Raw genomic sequence first — 21,953 nt, 5'->3', positions numbered from 1 at the left:
AAGGTTTCCGGGATGACCGGCTCCGCCCAGGGGTTCTCTGCGGCCCGGCGGCTGATCGAGCTCGCCGAGGCGGTCCGCGCCGCTCCCGGCCTCCCGCGCGCCGATCTCGCGGCGCTGCTCGTCCGGCACGGGGAGCACCCGGCCGACCTCGCGCCCGAGGCCTTCACGGAAGCGGACGCGGACCGGCTGCGCGCTGCCGCGCGGCGGATGGCGGAGGTCCTCGCCGAGACCGACGAGGACCGCGCCGCGCAGGCCCTCAACGCGCTCTTCGCGCAGTACGCCACCCGTCCCCGACTGACCCGCCACGACGGCCACCCCTGGCACCTGCACGTCGACCGGGGCGACGAGGCCGGCTGGGGCGAGTGGTTCCTGGCCTCCGGCGCCCTGGCCCTCGCCCAACTGCTCACCGAGCAGGGCCGCATCGCCTGGGGCGCCTGCGCCGCCGCCGGCTGCGGACGGCTCTTCCTCGCCGGCGGCCCCGGCAGCCCCCGCCGCTACTGCTCGCCCACGTGCGCCACCCGTGAACGGGTCGCCGCGCACCGCCGCCGCAAGCGGGCCGAGGCCGCCGCAGCCGCCGAGCATCCGCGGCCGGCCGGCCCCGCCCGCTGAGGACCCGATTCCGGGCGCTCCGCGCCCGGTGCGCTCAAACGCGGCGCGGGCTGGATTTGCCGCGCAGCGGCAAAATTCAGCCCCGTCGGCGTTTGAGGCGCGGGGGCCGGGGGCGGAGCCCCCGGTTCTTCGGGAAGGGGCGGGGCGGGGGATGGCTCCGCGCAGCGGGGGCGCCCGCATGCGAAGGCCCGCGCGGTCCGCCGTCGGCGGACCGCGCGGGCCGCAGATTCACTCGTCCCGGTGGTGCGGGATCAGCCCGCTTCCTTGACCTGCGCCGCCGTCGGGGCGCTGCCCCCCATGTGCGCCGGCAGCCACCACGAGTCCGTGGCGTCCTTCGGCTGGGCCGGGTAGGCGCGCTGCGCCGCGTCCAGCAGCTCCTGGACGCGCTCGCGCAGCCGCCGCGTGATCGCACCGGCGTACTGGTCCTTCGGCGCCTCGATCGGCTCGCCGACCCGCAGCGTCACCGGGATGTGGCTGCGCTTGAGGTCCTTCGGGCGGCCCTTGGTCCACAGCCGCTGCGTGCCCCACAGGGCCACCGGGATCAGCGGGACCCCGGCCTCCTGCGCCATGCGCGCCGCACCCGACTTGAAGCTCTTCAGGGTGAACGACTGGGAGATCGTCGCCTCCGGGAACACGCCGATGATCTCGCCGGAGCGCAGCGAGTCCAGGGCGTGCTGGTACGCCGTCTCGCCCTGCTTGCGGTCCACCGGGATGTGCTTCATCGCGCGCATCAGCGGGCCGGACACCTTGTGCCGGAACACCGACTCCTTCGCCATGAAGCGCACCAGCCGCTTCTGCGGCCGCGCCGTCAGCCCGGCGAAGATGAAGTCGAGGTAGCCGATGTGGTTCGACACCAGTACCGCCCCGCCCTTGCGCGGGATGTGCTCGGTGCCCTTCATGTCGATACGGATGTCCAAGGCCCGGAAGAGGGTGTGCGCGGCACCGATCACCGGGGGGTAGACGAGCTCAGCCATGGTGGGGAGACCCCGCTTTCTGCCTGGGGAGGTTCTCCCGGCCGGAAGTTACGGCAGCGTAGGTACGCGGCCCTTGGGGATCGTGCCGCATCCGAGGGCTGCTGGCCAGCCCAGATGCTGCCGCCCGGGGAGATTCTCGTCACGCCGGGAATGCGGCGTGCGCCCCGGGCGCTCGGATCGGCGTACGAACGTACTTCAATGATGCGGGACGGGACGTCCGGCAGTGACGGCGGGCGGGGGCGGCGGGGTTGACGGTGACGGTGACGGTGACGGGGACGGCAGCGGTGGCGGTTACGGGAGAGCGCGTGCACGGGGACGAGGACGGCCGCGGACCGCTGGGCGCGGCCCAGCTGGGCGCGCAGCCCGGGGAGCGGGCCAGCCTGGTGCAGTTCTCCAGCGCCTTCTGCCAGCCCTGCCGGGCCACCCGCCGCATCCTCGCCGAGGTGGCGGACATGGTCGACGGGGTCGCCCACATCGAGATCGACGCCGAGCGCAACCTGGACCTCGTCCGCACGCTCGGCATCGAGAAGACCCCGACCGTGCTCGTCCTGGACGCGGCCGGCCGGATTGTGCGCCGCGCGGCCGGGATGCCGCGCAAGGCCGACGTGATCGCCGCGCTGGGCGCCGCCGTATGACCGCCGGCGCGGTACGCCCGCCGGCGCCGGCGCCGGTACGCGCGCCCGTACACAGCGTGACGCGCCTCGCATCTGACCGCCGTCGCTTGACTGTGTACACGAGAGATCGCCAGGCTGGCGGCATGCGGTACGAACTCCTGCTGTACGGACGCGTCCACGTGGACCTGGTCCGCCATGCGAGTGCGCGCTGTCGGGTCCGCTGAACGCCCCCGGCCCCCGACCCGATCCCCCCGCGCCCTCGCCCGCCGCGTCCGCGGCAGAAGGAAGCCCTTCCATGACGGCCCCGACCGCCACCCCGGCCCAGTCCGCCCACACCGCACCCTTCGGCTCCGCCCTGCCCGGCTCGCCCGAGCTGCTCCGCTCCGTCTTCCGGCAGCATGCCGCGGGCGTCGCCGTGATCACCGCCGAGGCCGGCGGCCGGCCGGTCGGGTTCACCGCCACCTCGCTCAACTCGGTCTCCGCCGACCCGCCGCTGCTGTCCTTCACCATCTCGACCGGCTCCTCCAGCTGGCCCGCGATACGCGACAGCGACCACCTCGGCGTCCACATACTCGGCGAGCACCAGCAGGAGCTGGCCGGCCTGTTCGCCCGCAGCGGCGCCGACCGCTTCGGCCCGGCCACCGGCTGGGCTCCGGGTCCGCACGAGGTGCCGCTGCTGGACGGCGTGCTGGCCTGGCTGGTGTGCCGCGTGGTGGCGCGGGTCCCGGCCGGCGCGCACCGGGTGATCATTGCGGAGGCGGTCGTCGGGGACCCGGCCGGCGAGGGCCGCCCGCTGCTGTACCACCAGGGGCGCTTCAACGCGCTGCGCGACTGAATCGTCCCTGCTGGGGCGGGTTCGGGTGGCGTTGGACAGATCACAGTTCACCGGCCTTGCCTCCGGAGCGGACCCACGGTGTACTGACGAGTAACATTCCCTTCGGAGCGCGGGCCGCCCCGACCGGGATCAGCCCGAAAAAGGCGCCTATGCTGCCTGCACAAGGCGGTATCAGTAACAAGACGATGCGGTAGGAGAGCCGGCGTGAGCCTGAGGATCGTTGTCTGTGTGAAGTACGTGCCCGACGCCACCGGCGACCGGCACTTCGCCGATGACCTGACGGTCGACCGCGACGACGTCGACGGTCTGCTGTCGGAGCTCGACGAGTACGCCGTCGAGCAGGCGCTGCAGATCGCCGAAGACGCCGACGACGCCGAGATCACCGTCCTGACGGTGGGCCCCGAGGACGCCAAGGACGCCCTGCGCAAGGCGCTGTCCATGGGTGCCGACAAGGCCATCCACGTCGAGGACGACGACCTGCACGGCACCGACGTCATGGGCACCTCGCTGGTGCTGGCCAAGGCCCTCGAGAAGGCCGGCTACGACCTGGTCATCACCGGCATGGCCTCGACCGACGGCACCATGGGTGTCCTCCCGGCGATCCTGGCCGAGCGCCTGGGCGTCCCGCAGGTCACCCTGCTCTCCGAGGTCAAGGTCGAGGACGGCACCGTCACCGGCCGCCGCGACGGCGACTCCGCGAGCGAGCAGCTCGAGGCCTCCCTCCCGGCGGTCGTCTCCGTGACCGACCAGTCCGGCGAGGCCCGCTACCCGTCCTTCAAGGGCATCATGGCCGCCAAGAAGAAGCCGGTGGAGTCCTGGGACCTGTCCGACCTCGAGGTCGAGGCGGAAGAGGTCGGCCTCGAAGGCGCCTGGACCGCGGTGGACTCCGCGGCGCAGCGTCCGGCCCGCACCGCCGGCACGATCGTCAAGGACGAGGGCGAGGGCGGCAAGCAGCTGGCCGAGTTCCTGGCCGGCCAGAAGTTCATCTAAGAGCTTCAGCCAGCACCCTCTCGACCCCCCTGACTACTTCGCATTCCGCAGGAGCATTCCATGGCTGAAGTCCTCGTCTACGTCGACCACGTGGACGGCGCCGTCCGCAAGCCCACCCTCGAGCTGCTGACCCTGGCCCGCCGCATCGGCGAGCCCGTCGCCGTCGCCCTCGGCGCCGGTGCCGAGAACACCGCCGCCGCGCTCGCCGAGCACGGTGCGGTCAAGGTCCTCACCGCCGACGCCCCCGAGTTCGCCGAGTACCTCGTCGTACCGAAGGTGGACGCGCTCCAGGCCGCGTACGAGGCTGTGTCCCCGGCCGCCGTGCTGGTCCCGTCCTCCGCCGAGGGCAAGGAGATCGCCGCCCGCCTCGCCGTCCGCATCGGCTCCGGCATCATCACCGACGCCGTGGACCTGGAGGCCGGTGACGAGGGTCCGGTCGCGACGCAGTCCGCGTTCGCCGCGTCCTTCACCACCAAGTCCCGCGTGTCCAAGGGCACCCCGGTCATCACCGTCAAGCCGAACTCGGCCCCGGTCGAGGCCGCCCCGGCCGCCGGCACCGTCGAGGCGCTCGCCGTCACCTTCGGCGCCCTGGCCACCGGCACCAAGGTCACCTCGCGCACCCCGCGCGAGTCGACCGGCCGTCCCGAGCTGACCGAGGCCGCGATCGTGGTCTCCGGCGGCCGCGGCGTCAACGGCGCCGAGAACTTCGGCCTCATCGAGGCCCTGGCCGACTCCCTCGGTGCGGCCGTCGGCGCCTCGCGCGCCGCCGTCGACGCCGGCTGGTACCCGCACTCCAACCAGGTCGGCCAGACCGGCAAGTCGGTCTCCCCGCAGCTGTACATCGCCTCCGGCATCTCCGGCGCGATCCAGCACCGGGCCGGCATGCAGACCTCGAAGACCATCGTGGCCATCAACAAGGACGCCGAGGCCCCGATCTTCGAGCTGGTCGACTACGGCGTGGTCGGCGACCTCTTCGAGGTCGTCCCGCAGCTGACCGAGGAGATCAAGGCGCGCAAGGGCTGACCTGCGCAACTACTCCGTCACGGGGCCGTGTGGTGATTCTCACCGCACGGCCCCGAGTCGTATGCCCGGCAGGCCGGAGGGACCATTGACGGAGCGGAACCCCGTGACTAAATTCTGCCATGCGGAGCCAAGCTTCCGTGAAGCGGAAAAGAGGAGAGTGCACGATGGGTCAGCAGGAGAAGGTGGCGACGAGCCTCGCAGGCGCGGTCAGCGAGGGCATCAGCGCCTCCCTCGCCCCGGTGGACGCGGAGCTCGCGCGCCACTACCCGGGTGACCCCGGCACCCGCCAGCCCATCCACACCGTCTACGTCCCCGGCGACGTCTTCACCGCCGAGACCATCCGCTCCTGGGGCGACCAGGCCCTCGCCGCCCTCGACGAGCACGCCCCGGACGCCGCCACCTTCGCCAAGGTGCTGGGCATCAGCGACGAACTCGCCGTCCCCGTCTACGACCGCGTCCGCGCCAAGCTGCAGCGCGAGCCCATCGAGGACCTCCGCATCGACTTCGAGGACGGCTTCGGCGTCCGCTCCGACGAGGAGGAGGACCAGGCCGCCGCCCGCGCCGCCCGCCTCGTCTCCGAAGCCTTCTCCAACGGCACCAACGCCCCGTACATGGGCATCCGCATGAAGTGCATGGAGTCCAACGTCCGAGACCGCGGCATCCGCACCACCGACATCTTCCTGTCCGGGCTCCTGGAGCACGGCGGCCTGCCCGAGGGCCTCGTCCTCACCCTCCCCAAGGTCACCTACGCCGAGCAGGTCAGCGCCTTCGTCAAGCTGCTGGAGGCCTTCGAGACCACCCGCGGCCTGCGCCCGGGCCGGATCGGCTTCGAGATCCAGATCGAGACCAGCCAGTCGATCCTCGCCTCCGACGGCACCGCCACCGTGGCCCGCATGATCGAGGCCAGCAAGGGCCGCGCCACCGGCCTGCACTACGGCACCTTCGACTACAGCGCCTGCGTCGGCGTCTCCGCCGCCTACCAGGCCAGCGACCACCCGGCCGCCGACCACGCCAAGGCGATCATGCAGGTTGCCGCCGCCGGCACCGGCGTACGCGTCTCCGACGGCTCGACGAACGTCCTGCCCATCGGCACCACCGAGAAGGTCCACGAAGCCTGGAAGCTGCACTACGGCCTGACCCGCCGCGCCCTGGCCCGCGCCTACTACCAGGGCTGGGACATGCACCCGGGCCACCTGCCGACCCGCTACGCGGCCGTCTTCACCTTCTACCGCGAGGGCCTTGAGGCCGCCGCGGCCCGCCTCAAGGCGTACGTCGCGAAGATCGAGGGCGACGTGATGGACGAGCCCGCCACCGCGAAGGCGCTCGCCGGCTACCTGGTACGCGGCCTCGACTGCGGCGCCGTCGGCACCGAGGAGGTCACCGCCCTGACCGGCCTGACCCGCGCCGAACTCGACGCCTTCGCCATCCCGCGCCGCTCGGCCACCCTGACCGCCACGGCCTGACCGCCACGGCCTGACCGAGCGGCCCCGATACCGCCCGGCCCCGGACTGCGATCACCGGGGCCGGGCCTGTCTCCCACCGACGCCCGGCAGCATCCAGAACCGGACGGTACCGTCGTCCCCCGCGGACGCCAGCAGGCTCCCGTCGGGGGAGAAGGCGATGCCGCGCACCTCGCCGGTGTGGCCGGTCAGCGGGAGCTCGGCCACGGGCAGCTGCACGGCGGGGTTCCACAGTTGCACGGTGCCGTCGGAGCTCGCGCTGGCGAGCACCCGGCCGTCGGGCGAGAACGCGAGGTCCTGCACCTGACCGGTGTGGCCGCGGAACCCCGCGCCCACCGCCGGAACGCCGGTGGCCGTGTCCCAGACCCGGATGGTGCCGTCGGCGTCGCCGGTGGCCAACAGGCGGCCGTCCGGCGAAAAAGCCAGGGCGCGGATGTCGTCCCCGTGCGGCTCCAGCACGAGAGCGGTCGGCTCGCCGGTCATCGGGTCCCACAGCACCGTCCGTGCGTGCCCGGCAGCGGCCAGCATGCGACCGTCGGGGGAGTAGGCGACCGCGGACACGTCCGACACCCCTTCGGGCGAGCGGATCGCCACTGCCGCGTCCTCGGCCACGTCCCACATGCGCAGGTGGCCGTCCGCGTCGATCCAGGCGACGTATCGGCCGTCGGGCGTGAACGCCAGGTGCGGATGCAGTGAGACCGGGTGGCGCAGCGGGTCGTGCGAGGGCATGCCCTGGGTCCACAGTTCCGCCGGCTCGCGGTCCTGGGGGAAGTCCAGTCCCCAGGGACCCCTGTCCGGGAGCACCAGTCCCTCGGGCAGCGCCACCCGCGTCGCGGGATACCAGGTCAGGATCCGCCGGTCCGCGGTGCGGACCAGCAGTCGTTCGCCATTCGGCGAAAAGGCGAGCCGGCGGAGCGGGATCCCGCTGTACGAGGACATCGCCGGCAGGGCGACGGCGTGGCCTTCCCGCAAGGCGGCGGTCACCGCCCGGACCGCCAGCGACTCCAGGCGGCGCGCATCCCCGTCCGGGACGTGGTGGTAGACCACCACCTCGTAGGCCTCACCGCATGCGGCGAGGCAACGGCCGTCGGGAGAGAACGCGACGTGGTGGAGCGGTCGTTCGTATCCGGTCAGAGGAGGGCCAACGGGAACACCCCGGTTCCGGTCCCACAGCCGCACCGTCCCGTCGTCGCAGGCGGTGGCCAGCATCCGGCCGTCGGGTGAGAAGACGGCCCCCCACGTCAGGGCATCGGGGCCGTGCAACAGCCAGCCGAGGGCACTGCCGGTGGCGGTGTCCCAGAGCTGCGTTCCGCTGTCGCCGGCGGTGGCCAGCAGCTGTCCGTCCGGTGAGAACGCCATGCCGATGAGCTCGCCGAGATAGCCGGTGAGGGGCTTTCCGATGGCCTTGCCCGCCAGCAGGTCCCACAGCTGTACCCCGTGCCTCCCCTTGAGCGCGGCCAACAGGCGGCTGCCGGGGAAGAACGCAAGGGCCCCTACCTCGCCGAAGTGCCCGACCAGGGGTGGGCCCGCAGGTTTTCCCGACGCCGTGTCCCATCGGCGGACGGTCTCGTCGTCGGAAGCGGTGGCCAAGACGCGTCCGTCGGGGGAGAAGGCAAGCGCTTTGACGGGTTCCTCGTGCCCCTCCAGGAGCGGGCCCACGGGAGCCAGCGTGTGCACGTCCCACAGCTGCGCCGAGCCGTCGTTCCTGCCGATCGCCAGTGCACCACCGTGCGGCGAGAACGCCATGCACATGCCGGGCTGCCCGGTCTTGATCTCACCCAGGGCCCGGCCCCGTACAGGGTCCCAGAGCTGCACCACGCCGTCTGTGCCGACGGCCAGGATCCTGCCGACGGGAGAGAACGCAACCCCCCACGGGTGGCGCTCCGGCGTGCTGAACCGGTGGGCCAGGGCGAAGCCGTTCCCGTCCCCGACCGTTGCGGCCACCGGGATGCGGCCTGTGGCCTCCTGTGCAACCGCAGGCGGCTCTGGAGCCGGCGGGGGCCTGCGGGCCCGGTCCGGGGCGGTCGGCTGGAGGGACGCCAGGGCGCGCCAGCGCAGCCGCCACGGGCCCAACTCGGGCGCGGCGTGCGACGGGACGGCGATGGGCCGGCCGTCCTCGTCGTACGCGTACAGCGTCCGCACCAGCGTCATCAGCGTGTCCAGTCCGGGCAGCCGCTTGCCACGGAAGGCGTCGCTCTGCGTGGCGACGGGCAGCCGGCCCCCGATCCGGGACTTCGCCGCCCGCGCCTCCAGCTCCCGGTACGAGGGGTTGCCGCGCTCGATCCGGAGCCGGCGCAAGTCGGCGGCGAAGCGGGCCAGTTCCTCGTCGAACCCGACGGCGTGCGGTGCGTCCACGCAGCCAGGCTATGCACAGACCGGCCGAACGGTCCCGGACTTGACGGAACGCCACCGAACAGTGGGGCGGTCCGCGGCCGTGGTTCGACGGTGATCGCCGGACGGCGGATCCGTTCGGCCGGTGCGGGAACCGGCCGGGCCCTCCGGTGCAATCGCCGCATGACCACACACCGGAACCCGCACGGCACCGAGCAGCCGTTCCTGTCCCTGCACACCGCCGTGGTGCTGATCGGTGCCCTGATCATCGGCCTCGTCGTCGGCGGGTTGAGCCGCGCAGGCGGGGTGCACCCCGCTCTGGCCGTGCTCGCCGGGCTCACCGCGGGGGGCGGGGCCGTGCCCGTCCTGCGGGGGCTCATCCGGTGAGCGGTCAGGCCGGCGGGGGGAGTTCGCCCGAGCCGCGGGGGATCAGGCGCGTCGGCAGTTCGATGCGGGTCGGCGGGAGGGCCGATCCGCCGAGGCGCTGGAACAGGCGGTCCGTGGCGACCCGGCCCAGGGCCGCCGGGTCCTGGGCGACCACGGTGACGCCGGGCCGCAGCAGGTCGGCCAGCTCGAAGTCGTCGAAGCCGACCAGCGCCACCGGCCGCGGGTGCCCGGCCAGGACCCGCACCACGGTCACCGTCACCCGGTTGTTGCCGGCGAACAGCGCGGTGACCGGCTCCGGGCCCGCGAGCATGGCGCGGGCCGCGGCCGTGACCCGCTCCGGCGTCGTCGGCCCCAGCGACACCCAGGACTCCGCCACCTCAAGGCCCGCGTCCGCCATGGCCGCGCGGTAGCCGCCCAGCCGCTCCGTCGCCGTGTGGATGCGGGGCTGGTCGCCGATGAACCCGATCCGCCGGTGGCCGCCCGCGATCAGGTGCGCGACGCCCTCGCGGGCACCGCCGCGGTTGTCCGACAGCACCACGTCCGCCTCGATCCGGCCTGCCGGGCGGTCCACGAACACCGTGGCCACCCCGGCCTTCATCTCCGGCTCCAGGTAGCGGTGGTCGTCGCCCGCCGGGATCACGACCAGCCCGTCCACCCGCCGTGCGCACAGAGCCAGGGCCAACTCCCGCTCCCGGTCCGGGTCCTCGGCGCTGGACCCGTTGATCAGCAGCGCCCCGTGCGCGCGGGCCACCTCCTCCACGGCCCGGTTCAGCGGCCCGTAGAACGGGTCGGCGAGGTCCTCCAGGATCAGCCCGACGGTGGCGGTACGGCCCTTGCGGAGCACCCGCGCGCTGTCGTTGCGGCGGAAGCCGAGCGCCTCGATGGCCTCCTGGACCCGCCGGACCGTGTCGGGGGTGACCCCCGCCTCGCCGTTGACCACCCGTGACACCGTCTTCAGTCCGACCCCCGCGCGGGTCGCGACGTCCTTCATGGTCGGCCGGGTGCCGTAGCGGGGATCGGACGACGGGCGGCGGGTCTGCGGCACGGGACGGAAACCTCCGGGACACGACGGGCGGGCACGGCTGCGGTCTTGAGGATAAGCACGCGGGCCGTACGCGGGTTTCCATGGCAGGGTGATGCGGGCAAGCCACTGGGGGCTTTTGACGAGCCGTGGGGAGAGGGGTAGACGTGATTGTCTGGATCAACGGCACATTCAGCGCCGGGAAGACCAGCACGGCCCGGGAACTGACCAGGATCCTCCCGGACAGCACCCTGTACGACCCGGAGCTCGTCGGCGACGCACTGCGCCGGCTCCTGCCGCGCAAGCGCCTCGCGGAGGTGAGCGACTACCAGGACCTGCCGAGCTGGCGGCGCCTGGTCGTGGACACGGCCGCGGCGATGCTCGCGGAGCTGGGCGGGGTGCTGGTGGTACCGATGACGCTGCTGCGCCAGGAGTACCGGGACGAGATCTTCGGCGGGTTGGCGGCGCGCCGGATCCCGGTGCGCCATGTGCTGCTCGCCCCGGCGGAAACGATCCTGCGCCACCGCATCGCGACCCGCCGGGAGCCGGGCAGCCCCGAGGAGGTGGACCTCCGCGTCCGGCAGTGGGCGTACGACCACATCCCCGCCTACCGGCAGGCCCTCGGCTGGCTGACGGCCGACGCCCACGTCATCGACAACGGCGCTCTCAGCGTGCGGCAGACGGCGGAGCTGATAGCCGAGGCCGTGCGCACCGAGGCCGCCGGGATCTGCGACATCGTGCAGACCCCGGAGCCGACCCGGGAGACGGTGGCGGCGGGGGTGCTGCTCTTCGACGACGAGGACCGGGTGCTCCTGGTGGATCCGACGTACAAGCCGGGCTGGGAGTTCCCGGGCGGCGTCGTCGAAGCGGGGGAGGCGCCCGCCCGCGCCGGCGTGCGGGAGGTCGCGGAGGAACTCGGCATCGACCTCGGCCGCGTACCCGGGCTGCTCGTCGTGGACTGGGAGCCGCCCGCGCGCCCCGCGTACGGAGGCCTGCGGCTGCTCTTCGACGGGGGCCGGCTGTCCGCCGGGGCGGCGGCCCGGCTCCGGCTGCCGGGACCGGAGCTGCGGGCCTGGCGGTTCGCCACCGAGGCGGAGGCCGCCGAGCTGCTGCCGCCCGTGCGCTACGAGAGGCTGCGGTGGGCGCTGCGGGCGCGCGAACGCGGGCGCCCGCTGTACCTGGAGGGCGGACGGCCCACGCCGTAGCCGCCGACGCCGCGCCGCCCGTCGTCACGGGCGGCGCGGCGTGCGGGGCTCGCTGGGCCCTGCCGCCTCAGGCGCCCTTGGACGCCGCGTAGTTGACGAGGAAGTGGGCCTCGGCCACCGACAGGCGCTCCAGCTCCTCCGGGGAGACGCTCTCGTTCACCGCGTGGATCTGCGCCTCCGGCTCGCTCAGACCGATCAGCAGCATCTCCGCCTGCGGGTACAGCGAGGTCAGCGTGTTGCACAGCGGAATCGATCCGCCCATGCCGCTGACCTGCATCTCCTGGCCGGGGTACGCGAGCTCCAGGGCGGCCGCCATCGAGGCGTACGCCGGGCTGGTGGTGTCCGCCCGGAACGGCTGGCCCTGGCCGACGACCTCCACGTCCAGGCGAGCCTTCCACGGCGTGTGCGCCACCAGGTGCGCCTCCAGCAGCTTGATCGCCTCGGCCGTGTCCACGCCCGGCGGCACCCGCAGGCTGATCAGCGCGGACGCGCTCGCGTGCACCGACGGGGTCGCGCCCACCACCGGCGGGCAGTCGATGCCGAGGACCGTGACGGCCGGGCGGGCCCACAGCCGGTCCGCGATCGTGCCCTCGCCGATCAGCTCCACGCCGTCCAGCACCTTCGCGTCGGACCGGAAGTCCTCCTCCGGGTACTGCAGGCCCTCCCACACCGCGTCCGCCGCGAGCCCGTCCACCGTGGTCGAGCCGTCCGCCGCGCGCAGCGAGTCCAGCAGCCGGATCAGGGCCGCCAGCGCGTCCGGGGCGACACCGCCGAACATGCCCGAGTGCAGGTTGCCGCCCAGCGTGTCGATCTTCACCTTCAGCAGGCACATGCCGCGCAGGGTGGCCGTCACCGTCGGCAGGCCGAGGCGGAAGTTGCCCGCGTCGCCGATGACGATCGTGTCGGCGGCCAGCAGCTCCGGGTGCGCCTCGGCGTACTGCTGGAGACCGCCGGTGCCCTGCTCCTCCGAGCCCTCGACGATCACCTTCACGCTCACCGGCACCCCGCCGTTGGCCTTCAGCGCGCGCAGCGCCAGCAGGTGCATGATGAACCCGCCCTTGCAGTCCGCGGCGCCGCGCCCGTACCAGCGGCCGTCGCGCTCGGTCAGCTCGAAGGCCGGGGAGATCCAGGCGGCGTCGTCCAGCGGCGGCTGCACGTCGTAGTGCGCGTACAGCAGCACGGTCGGCGCGCCCTCCGGGCCGGGCAGGAAGCCGTACACCGACTGGGTCCCGTCCGGGGTGTCGAGCAGGGCCACGTCCTGGAAGCCCTCGGCGCGCAGCGCGTCCGCCACCCAGGTCGCCGCGCCCTCGCTCTCGCTCTTGGGGAACTGCGCCCAGTCCGCCACCGACTGGAAGGCCACCAGCTCGGTCAGCTCCTGCTTGGCGCGGGGCATCAGCGAGGCGATGGTCTCGGCGATCGGATTCTGGGACATGGGCACGCTCCTCTTGGGTGCGACGTTGTCGTCTGTGTACGCCTCCCGCATCCGCGTGGTGGGCTTATGTCGGGATGGGGCGCAGGTCAGTCCGATCCTCGCACAGCAGGACGGGCCGCAGGCGCGCCGTAGGATTTCCCCGGCATCGGAGCAACGCATGATCAGGAGCAGCAGCACATCGTGAGCAGCGACGAAAGCACCGTCGACGGAGCCGACGCAGCAGGGCGGGCCGCCGGGGCGGGGGACGAAGTGGCCGGGGGGACCGGCGAGGTGTGGGACGTGGTCGTGGTCGGGGCCGGCCCGGCCGGGGCCTCGGCGGCGCATGCCGCCGCGGTGGCCGGGGCGCGGGTCCTGCTGCTGGAGAAGGCGGAGCTGCCCCGGTACAAGACGTGCGGCGGCGGCATCATCGGCCCGTCGCGCGACGCGCTGCCGCCCGGCTTCACGCTCCCGCTGAAGGACCGCATCCACGCGGTCACCTTCACGCTGAACGGGAAGCTGACCCGCACCCGCCGCTCGAAGCACATGCTGTTCGGGCTCATCAACCGGCCCGAGTTCGACGCCGGGCTGGTCGCGGAGGCGGAGAAGGCGGGCGCGACGGTGCGCACGGGCACGGCGGTCGCCCGGGTCGAGCAGCACGGGGCGGCGGTGCCGGACCGGCGCACGGTCGCCGTGGTGCTGGCCGACGGCGAGACCGTGCTGGCGCGGGCGGTCGTCGGCGCGGACGGCAGCGCGAGCCGGATCGGCGCCCACGTCGGGGTCGAGATGGACCAGGTGGACCTCGGCCTGGAGGCGGAGATCCCGGTCCCGCCGACGGTGGCCGAGGACTGGAAGGGGCGCGTGCTCATCGACTGGGGCCCGCTGCCCGGCAGTTACGGCTGGGTCTTCCCCAAGGACGACACCCTGACGGTCGGGGTCATCTCGGCCAAGGGCGAGGGCGCGGCGACCAAGCAGTACCTGGAGGACTTCATCGCCCGGCTGGGGCTGGCCGGCTTCGAGCCCGCCGTCTCCTCCGGCCACCTGACGCGCTGCCGCAAGCCGGACTCGCCGCTGTCGCGGGGCCGGGTGCTGGTGGCGGGCGACGCGGCCGGACTGCTGGAGCCGTGGACCCGCGAGGGCATCTCCTTCGCGCTGCGCTCGGGCCGGCTGGCCGGCGAGTGGGCCGTGAAGCTGTCCGAGGCGCAGGACGCGGTCGACGCGCGGCGCCAGGCGCTCAACTACGCCTTCGCGATCAAGGCGGGCCTCGGCGTCGAGATGAGCGTCGGCAAGCGGATGCTGACCCTCTTCGAGGCCCGGCCCGGTCTGTTGCACGCGGCGCTCACCGGCTTCCGCCCGGCGTGGCGGTCGTTCGCGCGGATCACGCGGGGGGCGACGACCCTGGCCGAGCTGGTGAACACGTACCCGCTGGCCCGCAAGGCACTGCACCTCCTGGACGACAGGCAGGCGCGGGCGGGCGCGAAGGCGGCGGCGGGCGGCCCGGGCGAGGTCTGAGGCCGTAGCTGCGGTCTGCGGCAGAGCAGGTTCAGGGGAGTGGCGGTCCTGCCCGGAGTTCCGGGCGGGGCCGCCGCTTGCGTTGTTCTCCTGCGCGGTTCAACGGTTCACGGTTCACGGCTTACGGTCCTCGGTGGCGTTCAGCCGGAGACGGTGATGCGGAAGACCGGGTGGTCGGCCGAGGCCGCCTGGAGCTCGGCGTCGGAGGACGTGGCGGTGACGCCCTGGAAGAACCGGTTGACCTCCCAGCCCCACCGCTCCAGGTAGGTGCGCAGCACCGCGGCCTTCTCGGCCGGGTCGCTGAGCTCGGTGGCCGTGAAGGTGCGCACCTTGCGCCCGACGCGCAGTTCACCGCCGCCCGCCACCCGCATGTTGCGGACCCACTGGGAGTGGCCGCGTGCCGAGACGAGGTACTGCTCGCCGCGGAAGGAGTGCGGGTTGACCGGGATCCGCTGCAGCTTGCCCGAGGTGCGGCCGCGCACCGACAGTTCGGCGGTACCGGCGAGGCTGATCCCGAGGCGCGCCAGCTTCCCGAAGAAGGCGTTGAAGCGGGTGGCGAACGTGCCGGCCTGGACGTAGTACGGGGTGGCGGGCGCGGTCATGACTGCCTCCGAGGCGATTGTGAGAGCGGTGCTCTCGCTTGAGATCAGTGTGCACGGATCGCTGCACCATTTCAAGAGCAGTGCTCTCGATTCGAATCGCTGATCTGCTTTTTGTGCACTGCTCTACCCGCATGGCAGACTGGCGCCATGAGTACCGTGCGCGGGGCCCGGGAGCGGGCCCGTACCGAGGTCACCGCAGCCATCAAGGACGAGGCGCGCCGCATGCTCGCGGCCGAGGGCGCGGCCAAGCTGTCGCTGCGCGCCGTCGCCCGCGAGCTGGGCATGGTCTCCTCGGCCCTCTACCGCTACTTCCCGAGCCGGGACGACCTGCTCACCGCGCTGATCGTCGACGCGTACGACAGCATCGGTGCGGCGGCGGAGGAGGCCGACGCCGAGGCCGTCGCCGCCGGCTCCCCGTCCCGCGAGCGGTGGATCGCGGTCGCCCGGGCGGTCCGCGTCTGGGCGCTGGAGCACCCGCACGAGTACGCCCTCATCTACGGCTCCCCGGTCCCCGGATACAGCGCTCCGGTGGACACCGTCGCCCCCGCCTCCCGCGTCGGCAACACCTTCATCGGCATCGTCCGCGCCGCCCACGCCGGCCACGGCCTGGCCCTGCCGCCGCTGCCCGCCACCCTGCGCCCCGAAGCGGCCCGGATGACCGCGGACTTCGCCGAGGGCCTGCCACCGGAGGTCACGGCCGCTCTGGTCGCCGCCTGGGCCCAGCTGATCGGCCTGGTCTCGTTCGAGCTGTTCGGGCAGTTCAACCGCGTCGTCGAGGACCGCGACACCTTCTTCGCCCACGCCGCCGCCCAACTCGCCCACGCCGTCGGCCTCCCGGCCGCGTGACCCGGATACGACGAGGGGCGCGGCAGTCGCTCCGTATCGCGCAGTCGTCGGGTGCCTAACACCCGTCGCCGAGGGGGATCGCCGACGCGGCGGCTGAGTACACGGCGTAGAGCTGGATCAGCTCCATGGGAATCGCCAACACGCTGAACCACACGGTGGTGCCGGCGAGCAGTCCCGGCCAGGACTCCCCGAGCCGGAGGCCGCACCGGCCGCGCAGCCGGCGCGCGAGCAGCACGCACACCGCCACCGCCGCCACGCCGAGGACCACACCGGCCCAGCCGGCGGCGTACTCCGCCAATGGGAAGGGCAGATGCCGGCAGGCCTCCTCCTGCCGGTCGGCCCACTCGTGCTGGATCTCCTGCGAGTGCAGGGAGGTCGCCACACCGGCCACGATCAGGAGCGGCACCAGCAGGGCCGCCGTCACGGTGCCGACGGTGACGGCACGGGGGCTCGCGGCGGCCGCCTGGCGCGCCGTGCGGTGTGGGCGGCTAACCGCAGTCACCGAGGATCGGCCCGGGTATGTAGGGGTTGTAGGTGGTCCACAGCATGAACAGTTCCAGCAGAATCGCCACCACGTTGAGCAGGGCGCACACGAAAGCCAGGAGTCCCGGCCAGGTGTCCCAGAGCCGGAGCCCGCAGCGTCGGCGGATCCGCCGGGCGAGCAGTAGACAGACGGCCACGGCCGACAGCCCGAGGAGCAGTCCCGACCACGCGACGACGTATTCCATTTTCGGGAAGGGCATGTGCCGGCAGGCCGCCTGCTGCCGGTGTACCCAGTCCATGTCGATGTCTTCGGCGCGCAACGAGGTGACCACACCGAAAACGGCCACGACCGGCACGAGCAGTGCCGTGATCACCATGCCGGGCGTGACCGTGCGGCCCCGCGCAGCGCCCGACAACGCGGCGGAGGAAGAGGTTTCCATCAGTACCAATTCGGGTGGGGTCGGACGATGCGGATGCGCTGCTCGCCGTGGTTCCTGGTGGCGACGTGTTCGCGGCTGTCCAGGCTCACGTTCTGGAACGAGCTGGTGTGCTGGGTAAGTTTGACGTCGCCGTCAGGGGTCACCGACGTCACCACAGCAGCGTGGTAGATCTCTCCCTGCGGCTCGTCCGGGTCGGGCGCGACCTGCTCGTAGAAGATCACGTCGCCAGGGCGTGCTTCCGATCTCGTGACTTCCTCACCGCCGTTGCGCAGCAGGAAGCCGTGCAGGTCTTTGGCCAGACCCCACGAGCGGGAGTGGTAAAGCCGTCGGTCGAGCCGGTCTATCCCCACGCCGCTCTCCCGCCCCCAGGTGTTGTCCCCGCGGGGTCCCAGCCAGAAGTCGAACTTCTTGTGCATCCCTCCGGCCTCAAGGGCCGACGACGTGAAATTGGCGCAGTTGTTCTTGAAGTCGAGATCATCCAGCTTGTCCCAGTGGTCGAGCGCGTAGCGCACCATCTCGACCCGGTCGATCTTGCCGTCGGGTCCGCGGAGCTCGCGCCCGACCTCGGGCGGCAGGCCCTTGAGGTCGGCGAGGGTAACGGGGTCGGCCCGCATGAGGTCCTTCTGCTGTTGCGGCGTCAGGCCGTCCCACCAGGCGCGGACGAGTTGGGGGTCCTTGCCGACCGGGATGTCCGCCCTGAGTATCTCGAATTCGGTGTGGGACGCCTCGACCAGGATCTCGTTGTGTGCCTGTGAGGTGTCGGAGACGTTGATGGTCTTCGCCAGCTTGTCCAGTTCGGCGGAGGCTTTCGCATCCGCCTGGGAGGCCTCGCGCAGGGCTTCGTCTATCAGCGCGTTGACCGTGGATATGTGCCCCTGCTCCTTGTTGTAGGCGTCGCGCACGTTCTGCGGGACGTTGGGTCCCGTCGGTGCGGCGCCCGTGTAGAAGCCGACGGCGCGGCCGTCCTGGATGCGCAGTCCGTGCTCGTTCGCCAGCTCGATGGCGTGCGAGAGGGTGCGCTGGGCGTAGCCCATGGTGTGGGCCAGGGCGTCGAGGACCATGGCCACGCCCTTCATGATGTCGCCGCCGGACTCGAGGCGGTTGGCGAGGTCCTCCAGGCGCTTGCCGGCCGTCTTGCCGGTGACGTCCGCCCAGTGGTCGTCGAGCGGCTTCTTGCCCTGCGCGCGGATGTCCTCGCAGGCGGACGAGGAGCGCCGGGCGAGGTCGACCCAGTCGTCCGCCGCCTTCTGCCACTGGTCCACTCGGCAGTCGTACAGGTCGTGGTAGGAGACCACGGGTCAGTTCCTCCCGAAGTCGGCGAGACCGCTCCGGAGCCTGCTGAAGGCGTCCTTCGCCTGGGCGTCCGTGGTGTCGTAGGCCTTGGCCGTGGTGTGGAGGTTGTCGGCCATGGTGTTCATCTGCTTGCCCAGGTCGACCATGTGGTCCTCCCAGGCGGTCGCGCACCGCTTCAGCGCCGCGGCGGAGGCCCACCCGTGGTGGCCGTCGGCTGCCGTGTCGCTCGAGTCGAGGGATTTGCGGAGGTTCTCCAGCGCTTTTGCGGCGGCCGAGTCGGTCCCGCCTGCGCTTTGCCGTACGTAGTGCGTCTTGATGTCTATGTCCACGAAGTCCCCCATGAGTGGTTTGGGGAACACCCTAACCTCGACTGCGTGTTCGGCTTGCCGCTGATGCGGCGGAGTCTCCGCGCCGCTGAGGTGCAGGTTGTCTTCGGGAGGAGCACGAAGCCCGGACGGGACGCGCCGCCTTCCCCGGGGCCGGCTCCCGCGGGCCGCCCGGGCAGGAGCGGCCCGTGGGCGGCCCGCTTGCCGGGGCGGCGCGGCGCCGGTGGCCGGGTCAGATGCCGGCCGTCTCCGTCCACAGGCGGGCCAGGGACTCGTCGCCCGTGACGCCCGGGCCTGTCAGCGGCAGCCGGTTCCACAGGGCCGCGTACAGCCAGGCCGCGTCGGCGGTCACCTCGCAGTCCGCCGGGCCCGCGTCGCCGAGGACCGCACGGGGCGGCTCCTGGGACAGGTGGACGGTCCACACCGCGCCCGTGTCGGCGGCCCGGATCCGCAGCGCCCGCGGCCGGTCCGTCCGTACGCGGCTGCGCGGGCGGGCGTGGAAGCCGGTGAGCAGCTCGTCCACGCCGTCCTCGGCGAACTCAGGGGCCACCGGCGAGAAGGGCAGACCGAGCGCCGCCTCGGCGTCCATCCGGTGCACGGTGGTCTCGTGCGCCTGGCGCCGCGCCCAGAACGCCAGCGGCGACGGCGGGGCCGTCGGCAGGAAGGTCCAGCACTGGACGTCGGCCGGCGCCTCGTTCAGCGTCCGGACCAGGGCCGCATGCCCCTCCCGGAACCAGGACAGCAGCTCGGCGCCGACCAGCTCGGGCGCCTCGGGGAACGGGCCCGGCTCCACGGCCGCGTCCCGGATGTACGAGGCCGCCCAGCGGTGCACCGCGCCGGTGTGCCGCAGCAGGTCGGTGATCCGCCACGACGGACAGGTGGGCACCAGGGCGTCCGTGCCCGCCCGTTCCGCCTGCGCGGCGAGCAACTCGCCCTCCCGCTCCAGGGTCTCCACGAATTCGGTGATCTTCATATGGGCAGTCTTCCAGCCGACCCTGACAATGGGGGCATGAACGGGGAACTCTTCCCGCGCGAGCGGACCGAGATCGCCCCCGGCGCCGTGCACGTGCCCGACTGGCTCGGCCCCGGCCGCCAGCGCGAGCTGCTGGCCGCCTGCCGGGCGTGGGCGCGGCCGCCCGCCGGACTGCGTACGGTCCGCACCCCGGGCGGCGGCACGATGACCGCCCGCCAGGTCTGCCTCGGCCTGCACTGGTATCCGTACGCGTACGCGCGCACCGCCGTCGACGGGGACGGAGCCCCGGTCAAGCCGATGCCGGGCTGGCTCGCGCAGCTGGGGCACGAAGCCGTCGCCGCCGCGTACGGCGAGGGCGTCGCCGTGCCCCCCTACGACATCGCGCTGATCAACTTCTACGACGGGGACTCCCGCATGGGCATGCACCGCGACGCCGAGGAGAAGTCCCCGGCGCCGGTGGTCTCCCTCAGCCTCGGCGACACCTGCGTCTTCCGCTTCGGCAACACCGACAACCGCGGCCGGCCCTACCGGGACGTGCAGCTGCGCAGCGGGGACCTCTTCGTCTTCGGCGGGCCGGCGCGGCTGGCCTACCACGGGGTGCCGAAGGTCCTGCCCGGTACCGGTCCGCGCGGGCTCGGGCTCAGCGGAAGGCTGAACATCACCCTCCGCGTCGGCGGGCTGGACCTGCCGGGCGGCTGACCGCCGGGCGGTCTCCGCTCGGCCGGGTCGCCGCGCACCCCGCCGATCATGCGAGGATCGCTGTCATGAACGGCAACGGGGCCCCGCCGCGGGTGGGGGACGGGAGCACGGGATCCACGGCTTCCGCGGCGACCACGGCTTCCGGGTCGACCGCGGGATCCGCCGCATCCGCGGGATCCGCCGCCGCTACGGCGTCCGCGGCGTCCGCGGCGTCCGCCAGGAGCAAGCTGGAGCGGGGCCGTGGCGCCCTCGGCCCGGCGCTGGAGCTCGTCCACACCGGCCGGGCCCCGACCCGTGCGGTCCTGACGGCCGAGCTCGGCGTCACCCGCGCCACCGCCGGGGCCGTCGCCGCCGAGCTGGAGGCGCTCGGCCTGATCCGCGTCGACTCCCGCCCCGGAGGCACGGGCGGCGGCGCCCAGGGCCGGCCCTCGCACCGGCTCTCCATCGACGAGAACGGCCCCGTGGCCCTCGCCGCACAGGTGCACCCGGACGGCTTCCGGGCCGCCCTCGTCGGCCTCGGCGGGCGGATCGTCGCCACCGCGCCCGGCAAGATCACCGTCTCTGCCGACCCGGCGCAGGTGCTGGGCGCGGTCGTCGACGCGGGCGCCGCCCTGCTCGCCGAGACCGGCCGGCGCTGCATCGGGGCCGGGCTGGCGGTGCCGTCGGCGGTTGCCGAGCCCGACGGTACGGCGCTCAACCCGCTGCACCTCGCCTGGCCGGCCGGTGCGCCGGTACGGGCCATCTTCGAGCAGTGCGTCAAGGCCGCCGGGATCGACGGGCCGGCCCTGGCCGGGAACGACGTCAACCTCGCCGCGCTCGCCGAGCACCGGCACGGCGCGGGCCGCAGCGCGCAGCACCTGCTGTGCGTGGCCACCGGGCACCGCGGCGTCGGCGGGGCGCTGGTCCTGGACGGGCGCCTGCACAGCGGGAGTTCGGGCCTGGCGCTGGAGGTCGGCCACCTCACCGTCAACCCGGAGGGGCGGGCCTGCCACTGCGGGGGGCGCGGCTGCCTGGACGTGGAGGCCGATCCGCTGGCCTTCCTGACCGCGGCCGGCCGCACCCCGGGGCCGGAGGTGTCGCTGCTCCAGCAGGCGCGTGATCTGCTGCGCGAGGAGTACGGGCAGCCGGCGGTACGGGCCGCCGCGGAGGAGCTCATCGACCGGCTTGGACTGGGGCTCGCCGGGCTGGTGAACATCCTGAACCCGGACCGGATCATCCTGGGCGGACTGCACCGGGAGCTGCTGTACGCGGACCCGGAGCGGCTGCGGGCGGTGGTCGCCGACCGCAGCCTGTGGGGGCGGAGCGGGGGAGTGCCGATCCTGCCGTGCACGCTGGACCACAACAGCCTGGTGGGGGCCGCGGAGCTGGCCTGGCAGCCGGTGCTGGACGATCCGCTGGGGGCGCTGGGCGCGGCCGCCGCGTAGGCCTTGCCCGTACGTGAGCCACGGGGCCGGGTGGGGCAGGAGCCGGGCTTCCGCCCGGCCCGCCGGCCGCGGCCGGGCGCTACCCGGGGCCGATGACGGTCGGCGCCCTCAGCGTCAGGCCACCGGCCCCGGGGGCGCCGGCTACGCCGCCGGGCCCGCGTTCCACCGGCCCGCCCCCGCTCGACGCGGCCTCCGCGCCGGCTGCCGCGGCGTGCGGCGCCGGGTGCGTGGGGGTGCCGGTCGTGCCGGGGCTCCGCCCCGGACCCCGCGCCTCAAACGCCGGCGGGGCCGGATTTGCCGGCGGGGCTGGGTTTGGTGCGGCTGTGACCTGCGGCGACGGGTGCGTGGGGGTGCCGGTCGTTGGTGCGGCTGCGGCGGAAGCGGTCACGGGGGTGCGGTCCGGCGGGGTGGTCGTAGCCGTCATCGGCGTGCCGACCGTGGCCAGCGGGATCGGCATCCGCATCGGGTCTGCCGGGACCGGTGCGACCACCGGGGTGC

General features: G+C 73.3%; 22 protein-coding genes. 12 read left to right on the top strand and 10 right to left on the bottom strand.

The window, feature by feature from the left end; all coding sequences use genetic code 11:
- The first annotated feature begins 12 nt into the window (after positions 1-12).
- Complete coding sequence (locus AB0F11_RS04855; RefSeq protein ID WP_362168472.1) at positions 13-609, top strand: CGNR zinc finger domain-containing protein; 597 nt, start codon at positions 13-15, stop codon at positions 607-609.
- A gap of 251 nt (positions 610-860) precedes the next feature.
- Here the strand turns inward: AB0F11_RS04855 and AB0F11_RS04850 are convergent, their stop codons facing one another.
- Positions 861-1,583 carry a lysophospholipid acyltransferase family protein gene (locus AB0F11_RS04850; protein WP_362168470.1) on the bottom strand — a complete coding sequence of 241 codons (723 nt, stop codon included), beginning with the start codon at positions 1,581-1,583 and terminating at the stop codon, positions 861-863.
- Positions 1,584-1,867: 284 nt separating this feature from the next.
- Here AB0F11_RS04850 and AB0F11_RS04845 point away from each other — a divergent pair, with 284 nt between their 5' ends.
- From AB0F11_RS04845 to AB0F11_RS04825, 5 genes are all read left to right on the top strand, one after another.
- Positions 1,868-2,218, top strand: a complete 351-nt coding sequence (locus AB0F11_RS04845; protein ID WP_362168467.1) for a thioredoxin family protein — start codon at positions 1,868-1,870, stop codon at positions 2,216-2,218.
- Positions 2,219-2,492: 274 nt separating this feature from the next.
- Complete coding sequence (locus AB0F11_RS04840) at positions 2,493-3,032, top strand: flavin reductase family protein (protein WP_362168464.1); 540 nt, start codon at positions 2,493-2,495, stop codon at positions 3,030-3,032.
- 204 nt (positions 3,033-3,236) lie between these two features.
- Complete coding sequence (locus AB0F11_RS04835) at positions 3,237-4,022, top strand: electron transfer flavoprotein subunit beta/FixA family protein (RefSeq protein ID WP_362168462.1); 786 nt, start codon at positions 3,237-3,239, stop codon at positions 4,020-4,022.
- A gap of 60 nt (positions 4,023-4,082) precedes the next feature.
- The gene (locus AB0F11_RS04830; RefSeq protein WP_361907510.1) at positions 4,083-5,045 is read left to right on the top strand and encodes an electron transfer flavoprotein subunit alpha/FixB family protein; all 963 of its coding nucleotides are present in this window, start codon (positions 4,083-4,085) and stop codon (positions 5,043-5,045) included.
- Positions 5,046-5,209: 164 nt separating this feature from the next.
- Positions 5,210-6,508 (top strand): aldolase, encoded by a 1,299-nt coding sequence (locus AB0F11_RS04825; RefSeq protein WP_362168460.1) that lies wholly within the window; start codon positions 5,210-5,212, stop codon positions 6,506-6,508.
- Positions 6,509-6,559: 51 nt separating this feature from the next.
- Here AB0F11_RS04825 and AB0F11_RS04820 read toward each other — a convergent pair whose 3' ends face one another.
- Complete coding sequence (locus tag AB0F11_RS04820) at positions 6,560-8,860, bottom strand: WD40 repeat domain-containing protein (RefSeq protein WP_362168458.1); 2,301 nt, start codon at positions 8,858-8,860, stop codon at positions 6,560-6,562.
- Between the two features lie 159 nt (positions 8,861-9,019).
- On the opposite strand from AB0F11_RS04820, the gene AB0F11_RS04815 reads away from it, so the two are divergent.
- Positions 9,020-9,223 (top strand): hypothetical protein, encoded by a 204-nt coding sequence (locus AB0F11_RS04815; RefSeq protein ID WP_362168456.1) that lies wholly within the window; start codon positions 9,020-9,022, stop codon positions 9,221-9,223.
- A gap of 4 nt (positions 9,224-9,227) precedes the next feature.
- Here AB0F11_RS04815 and AB0F11_RS04810 read toward each other — a convergent pair whose 3' ends face one another.
- A complete protein-coding gene (locus tag AB0F11_RS04810) occupies positions 9,228-10,214 on the bottom strand; it encodes a LacI family DNA-binding transcriptional regulator (protein ID WP_362168612.1) in 987 nt (328 codons plus the stop codon).
- A gap of 197 nt (positions 10,215-10,411) precedes the next feature.
- Here AB0F11_RS04810 and AB0F11_RS04805 point away from each other — a divergent pair, with 197 nt between their 5' ends.
- Positions 10,412-11,449 carry an NUDIX domain-containing protein gene (locus AB0F11_RS04805; protein WP_362168453.1) on the top strand — a complete coding sequence of 346 codons (1,038 nt, stop codon included), beginning with the start codon at positions 10,412-10,414 and terminating at the stop codon, positions 11,447-11,449.
- A gap of 67 nt (positions 11,450-11,516) precedes the next feature.
- Here the strand turns inward: AB0F11_RS04805 and AB0F11_RS04800 are convergent, their stop codons facing one another.
- Positions 11,517-12,881 (bottom strand): dipeptidase, encoded by a 1,365-nt coding sequence (locus tag AB0F11_RS04800; protein WP_362168452.1) that lies wholly within the window; start codon positions 12,879-12,881, stop codon positions 11,517-11,519.
- 270 nt (positions 12,882-13,151) lie between these two features.
- Between AB0F11_RS04800 and AB0F11_RS04795 the strand changes: the two genes are divergently transcribed.
- A complete protein-coding gene (locus AB0F11_RS04795; protein WP_362168611.1) occupies positions 13,152-14,369 on the top strand; it encodes a geranylgeranyl reductase family protein in 1,218 nt (405 codons plus the stop codon).
- A gap of 140 nt (positions 14,370-14,509) precedes the next feature.
- On the opposite strand, the gene AB0F11_RS04790 is transcribed toward AB0F11_RS04795, so the two are convergent.
- Positions 14,510-14,971 (bottom strand): nitroreductase/quinone reductase family protein, encoded by a 462-nt coding sequence (locus AB0F11_RS04790; protein ID WP_362168449.1) that lies wholly within the window; start codon positions 14,969-14,971, stop codon positions 14,510-14,512.
- Positions 14,972-15,118: 147 nt separating this feature from the next.
- Here AB0F11_RS04790 and AB0F11_RS04785 point away from each other — a divergent pair, with 147 nt between their 5' ends.
- A complete protein-coding gene (locus AB0F11_RS04785) occupies positions 15,119-15,817 on the top strand; it encodes a TetR/AcrR family transcriptional regulator (RefSeq protein ID WP_362168446.1) in 699 nt (232 codons plus the stop codon).
- A 55-nt stretch (positions 15,818-15,872) separates the two neighbouring features.
- Here the strand turns inward: AB0F11_RS04785 and AB0F11_RS04780 are convergent, their stop codons facing one another.
- The 5 genes from AB0F11_RS04780 to AB0F11_RS04760 form a co-directional block, all read right to left on the bottom strand.
- Positions 15,873-16,241, bottom strand: coding sequence for a hypothetical protein (locus tag AB0F11_RS04780; protein WP_362168443.1), 369 nt, complete (start codon positions 16,239-16,241; stop codon positions 15,873-15,875).
- 64 nt (positions 16,242-16,305) lie between these two features.
- Entirely contained in the window at positions 16,306-16,740 is a 435-nt protein-coding gene (locus AB0F11_RS04775) for a hypothetical protein (protein ID WP_362168441.1), read from the bottom strand.
- Positions 16,740-18,035, bottom strand: a complete 1,296-nt coding sequence (locus AB0F11_RS04770) for an amidase domain-containing protein (protein WP_362168438.1) — start codon at positions 18,033-18,035, stop codon at positions 16,740-16,742. Before AB0F11_RS04770 ends, AB0F11_RS04775 begins: the two co-directional genes overlap by 1 nt.
- 3 nt (positions 18,036-18,038) lie before the next feature.
- Positions 18,039-18,362 carry a type VII secretion target gene (locus AB0F11_RS04765; protein WP_362168435.1) on the bottom strand — a complete coding sequence of 108 codons (324 nt, stop codon included), beginning with the start codon at positions 18,360-18,362 and terminating at the stop codon, positions 18,039-18,041.
- Between the two features lie 229 nt (positions 18,363-18,591).
- A complete protein-coding gene (locus AB0F11_RS04760; protein WP_362168431.1) occupies positions 18,592-19,332 on the bottom strand; it encodes a maleylpyruvate isomerase family mycothiol-dependent enzyme in 741 nt (246 codons plus the stop codon).
- 36 nt (positions 19,333-19,368) lie between these two features.
- Between AB0F11_RS04760 and AB0F11_RS04755 the strand changes: the two genes are divergently transcribed.
- The gene (locus AB0F11_RS04755; protein WP_362168428.1) at positions 19,369-20,031 is read left to right on the top strand and encodes an alpha-ketoglutarate-dependent dioxygenase AlkB; all 663 of its coding nucleotides are present in this window, start codon (positions 19,369-19,371) and stop codon (positions 20,029-20,031) included.
- Positions 20,032-20,096: 65 nt separating this feature from the next.
- A complete protein-coding gene (locus tag AB0F11_RS04750; RefSeq protein ID WP_362168425.1) occupies positions 20,097-21,455 on the top strand; it encodes an ROK family protein in 1,359 nt (452 codons plus the stop codon).
- Positions 21,456-21,953: the final 498 nt, after the last annotated feature.

The organism is Streptomyces sp. NPDC032472 (assembly GCF_040636955.1).
Classification (GTDB): domain Bacteria; phylum Actinomycetota; class Actinomycetes; order Streptomycetales; family Streptomycetaceae; genus Streptomyces.
This window is presented reverse-complemented; position numbering and strand designations above follow the sequence as displayed.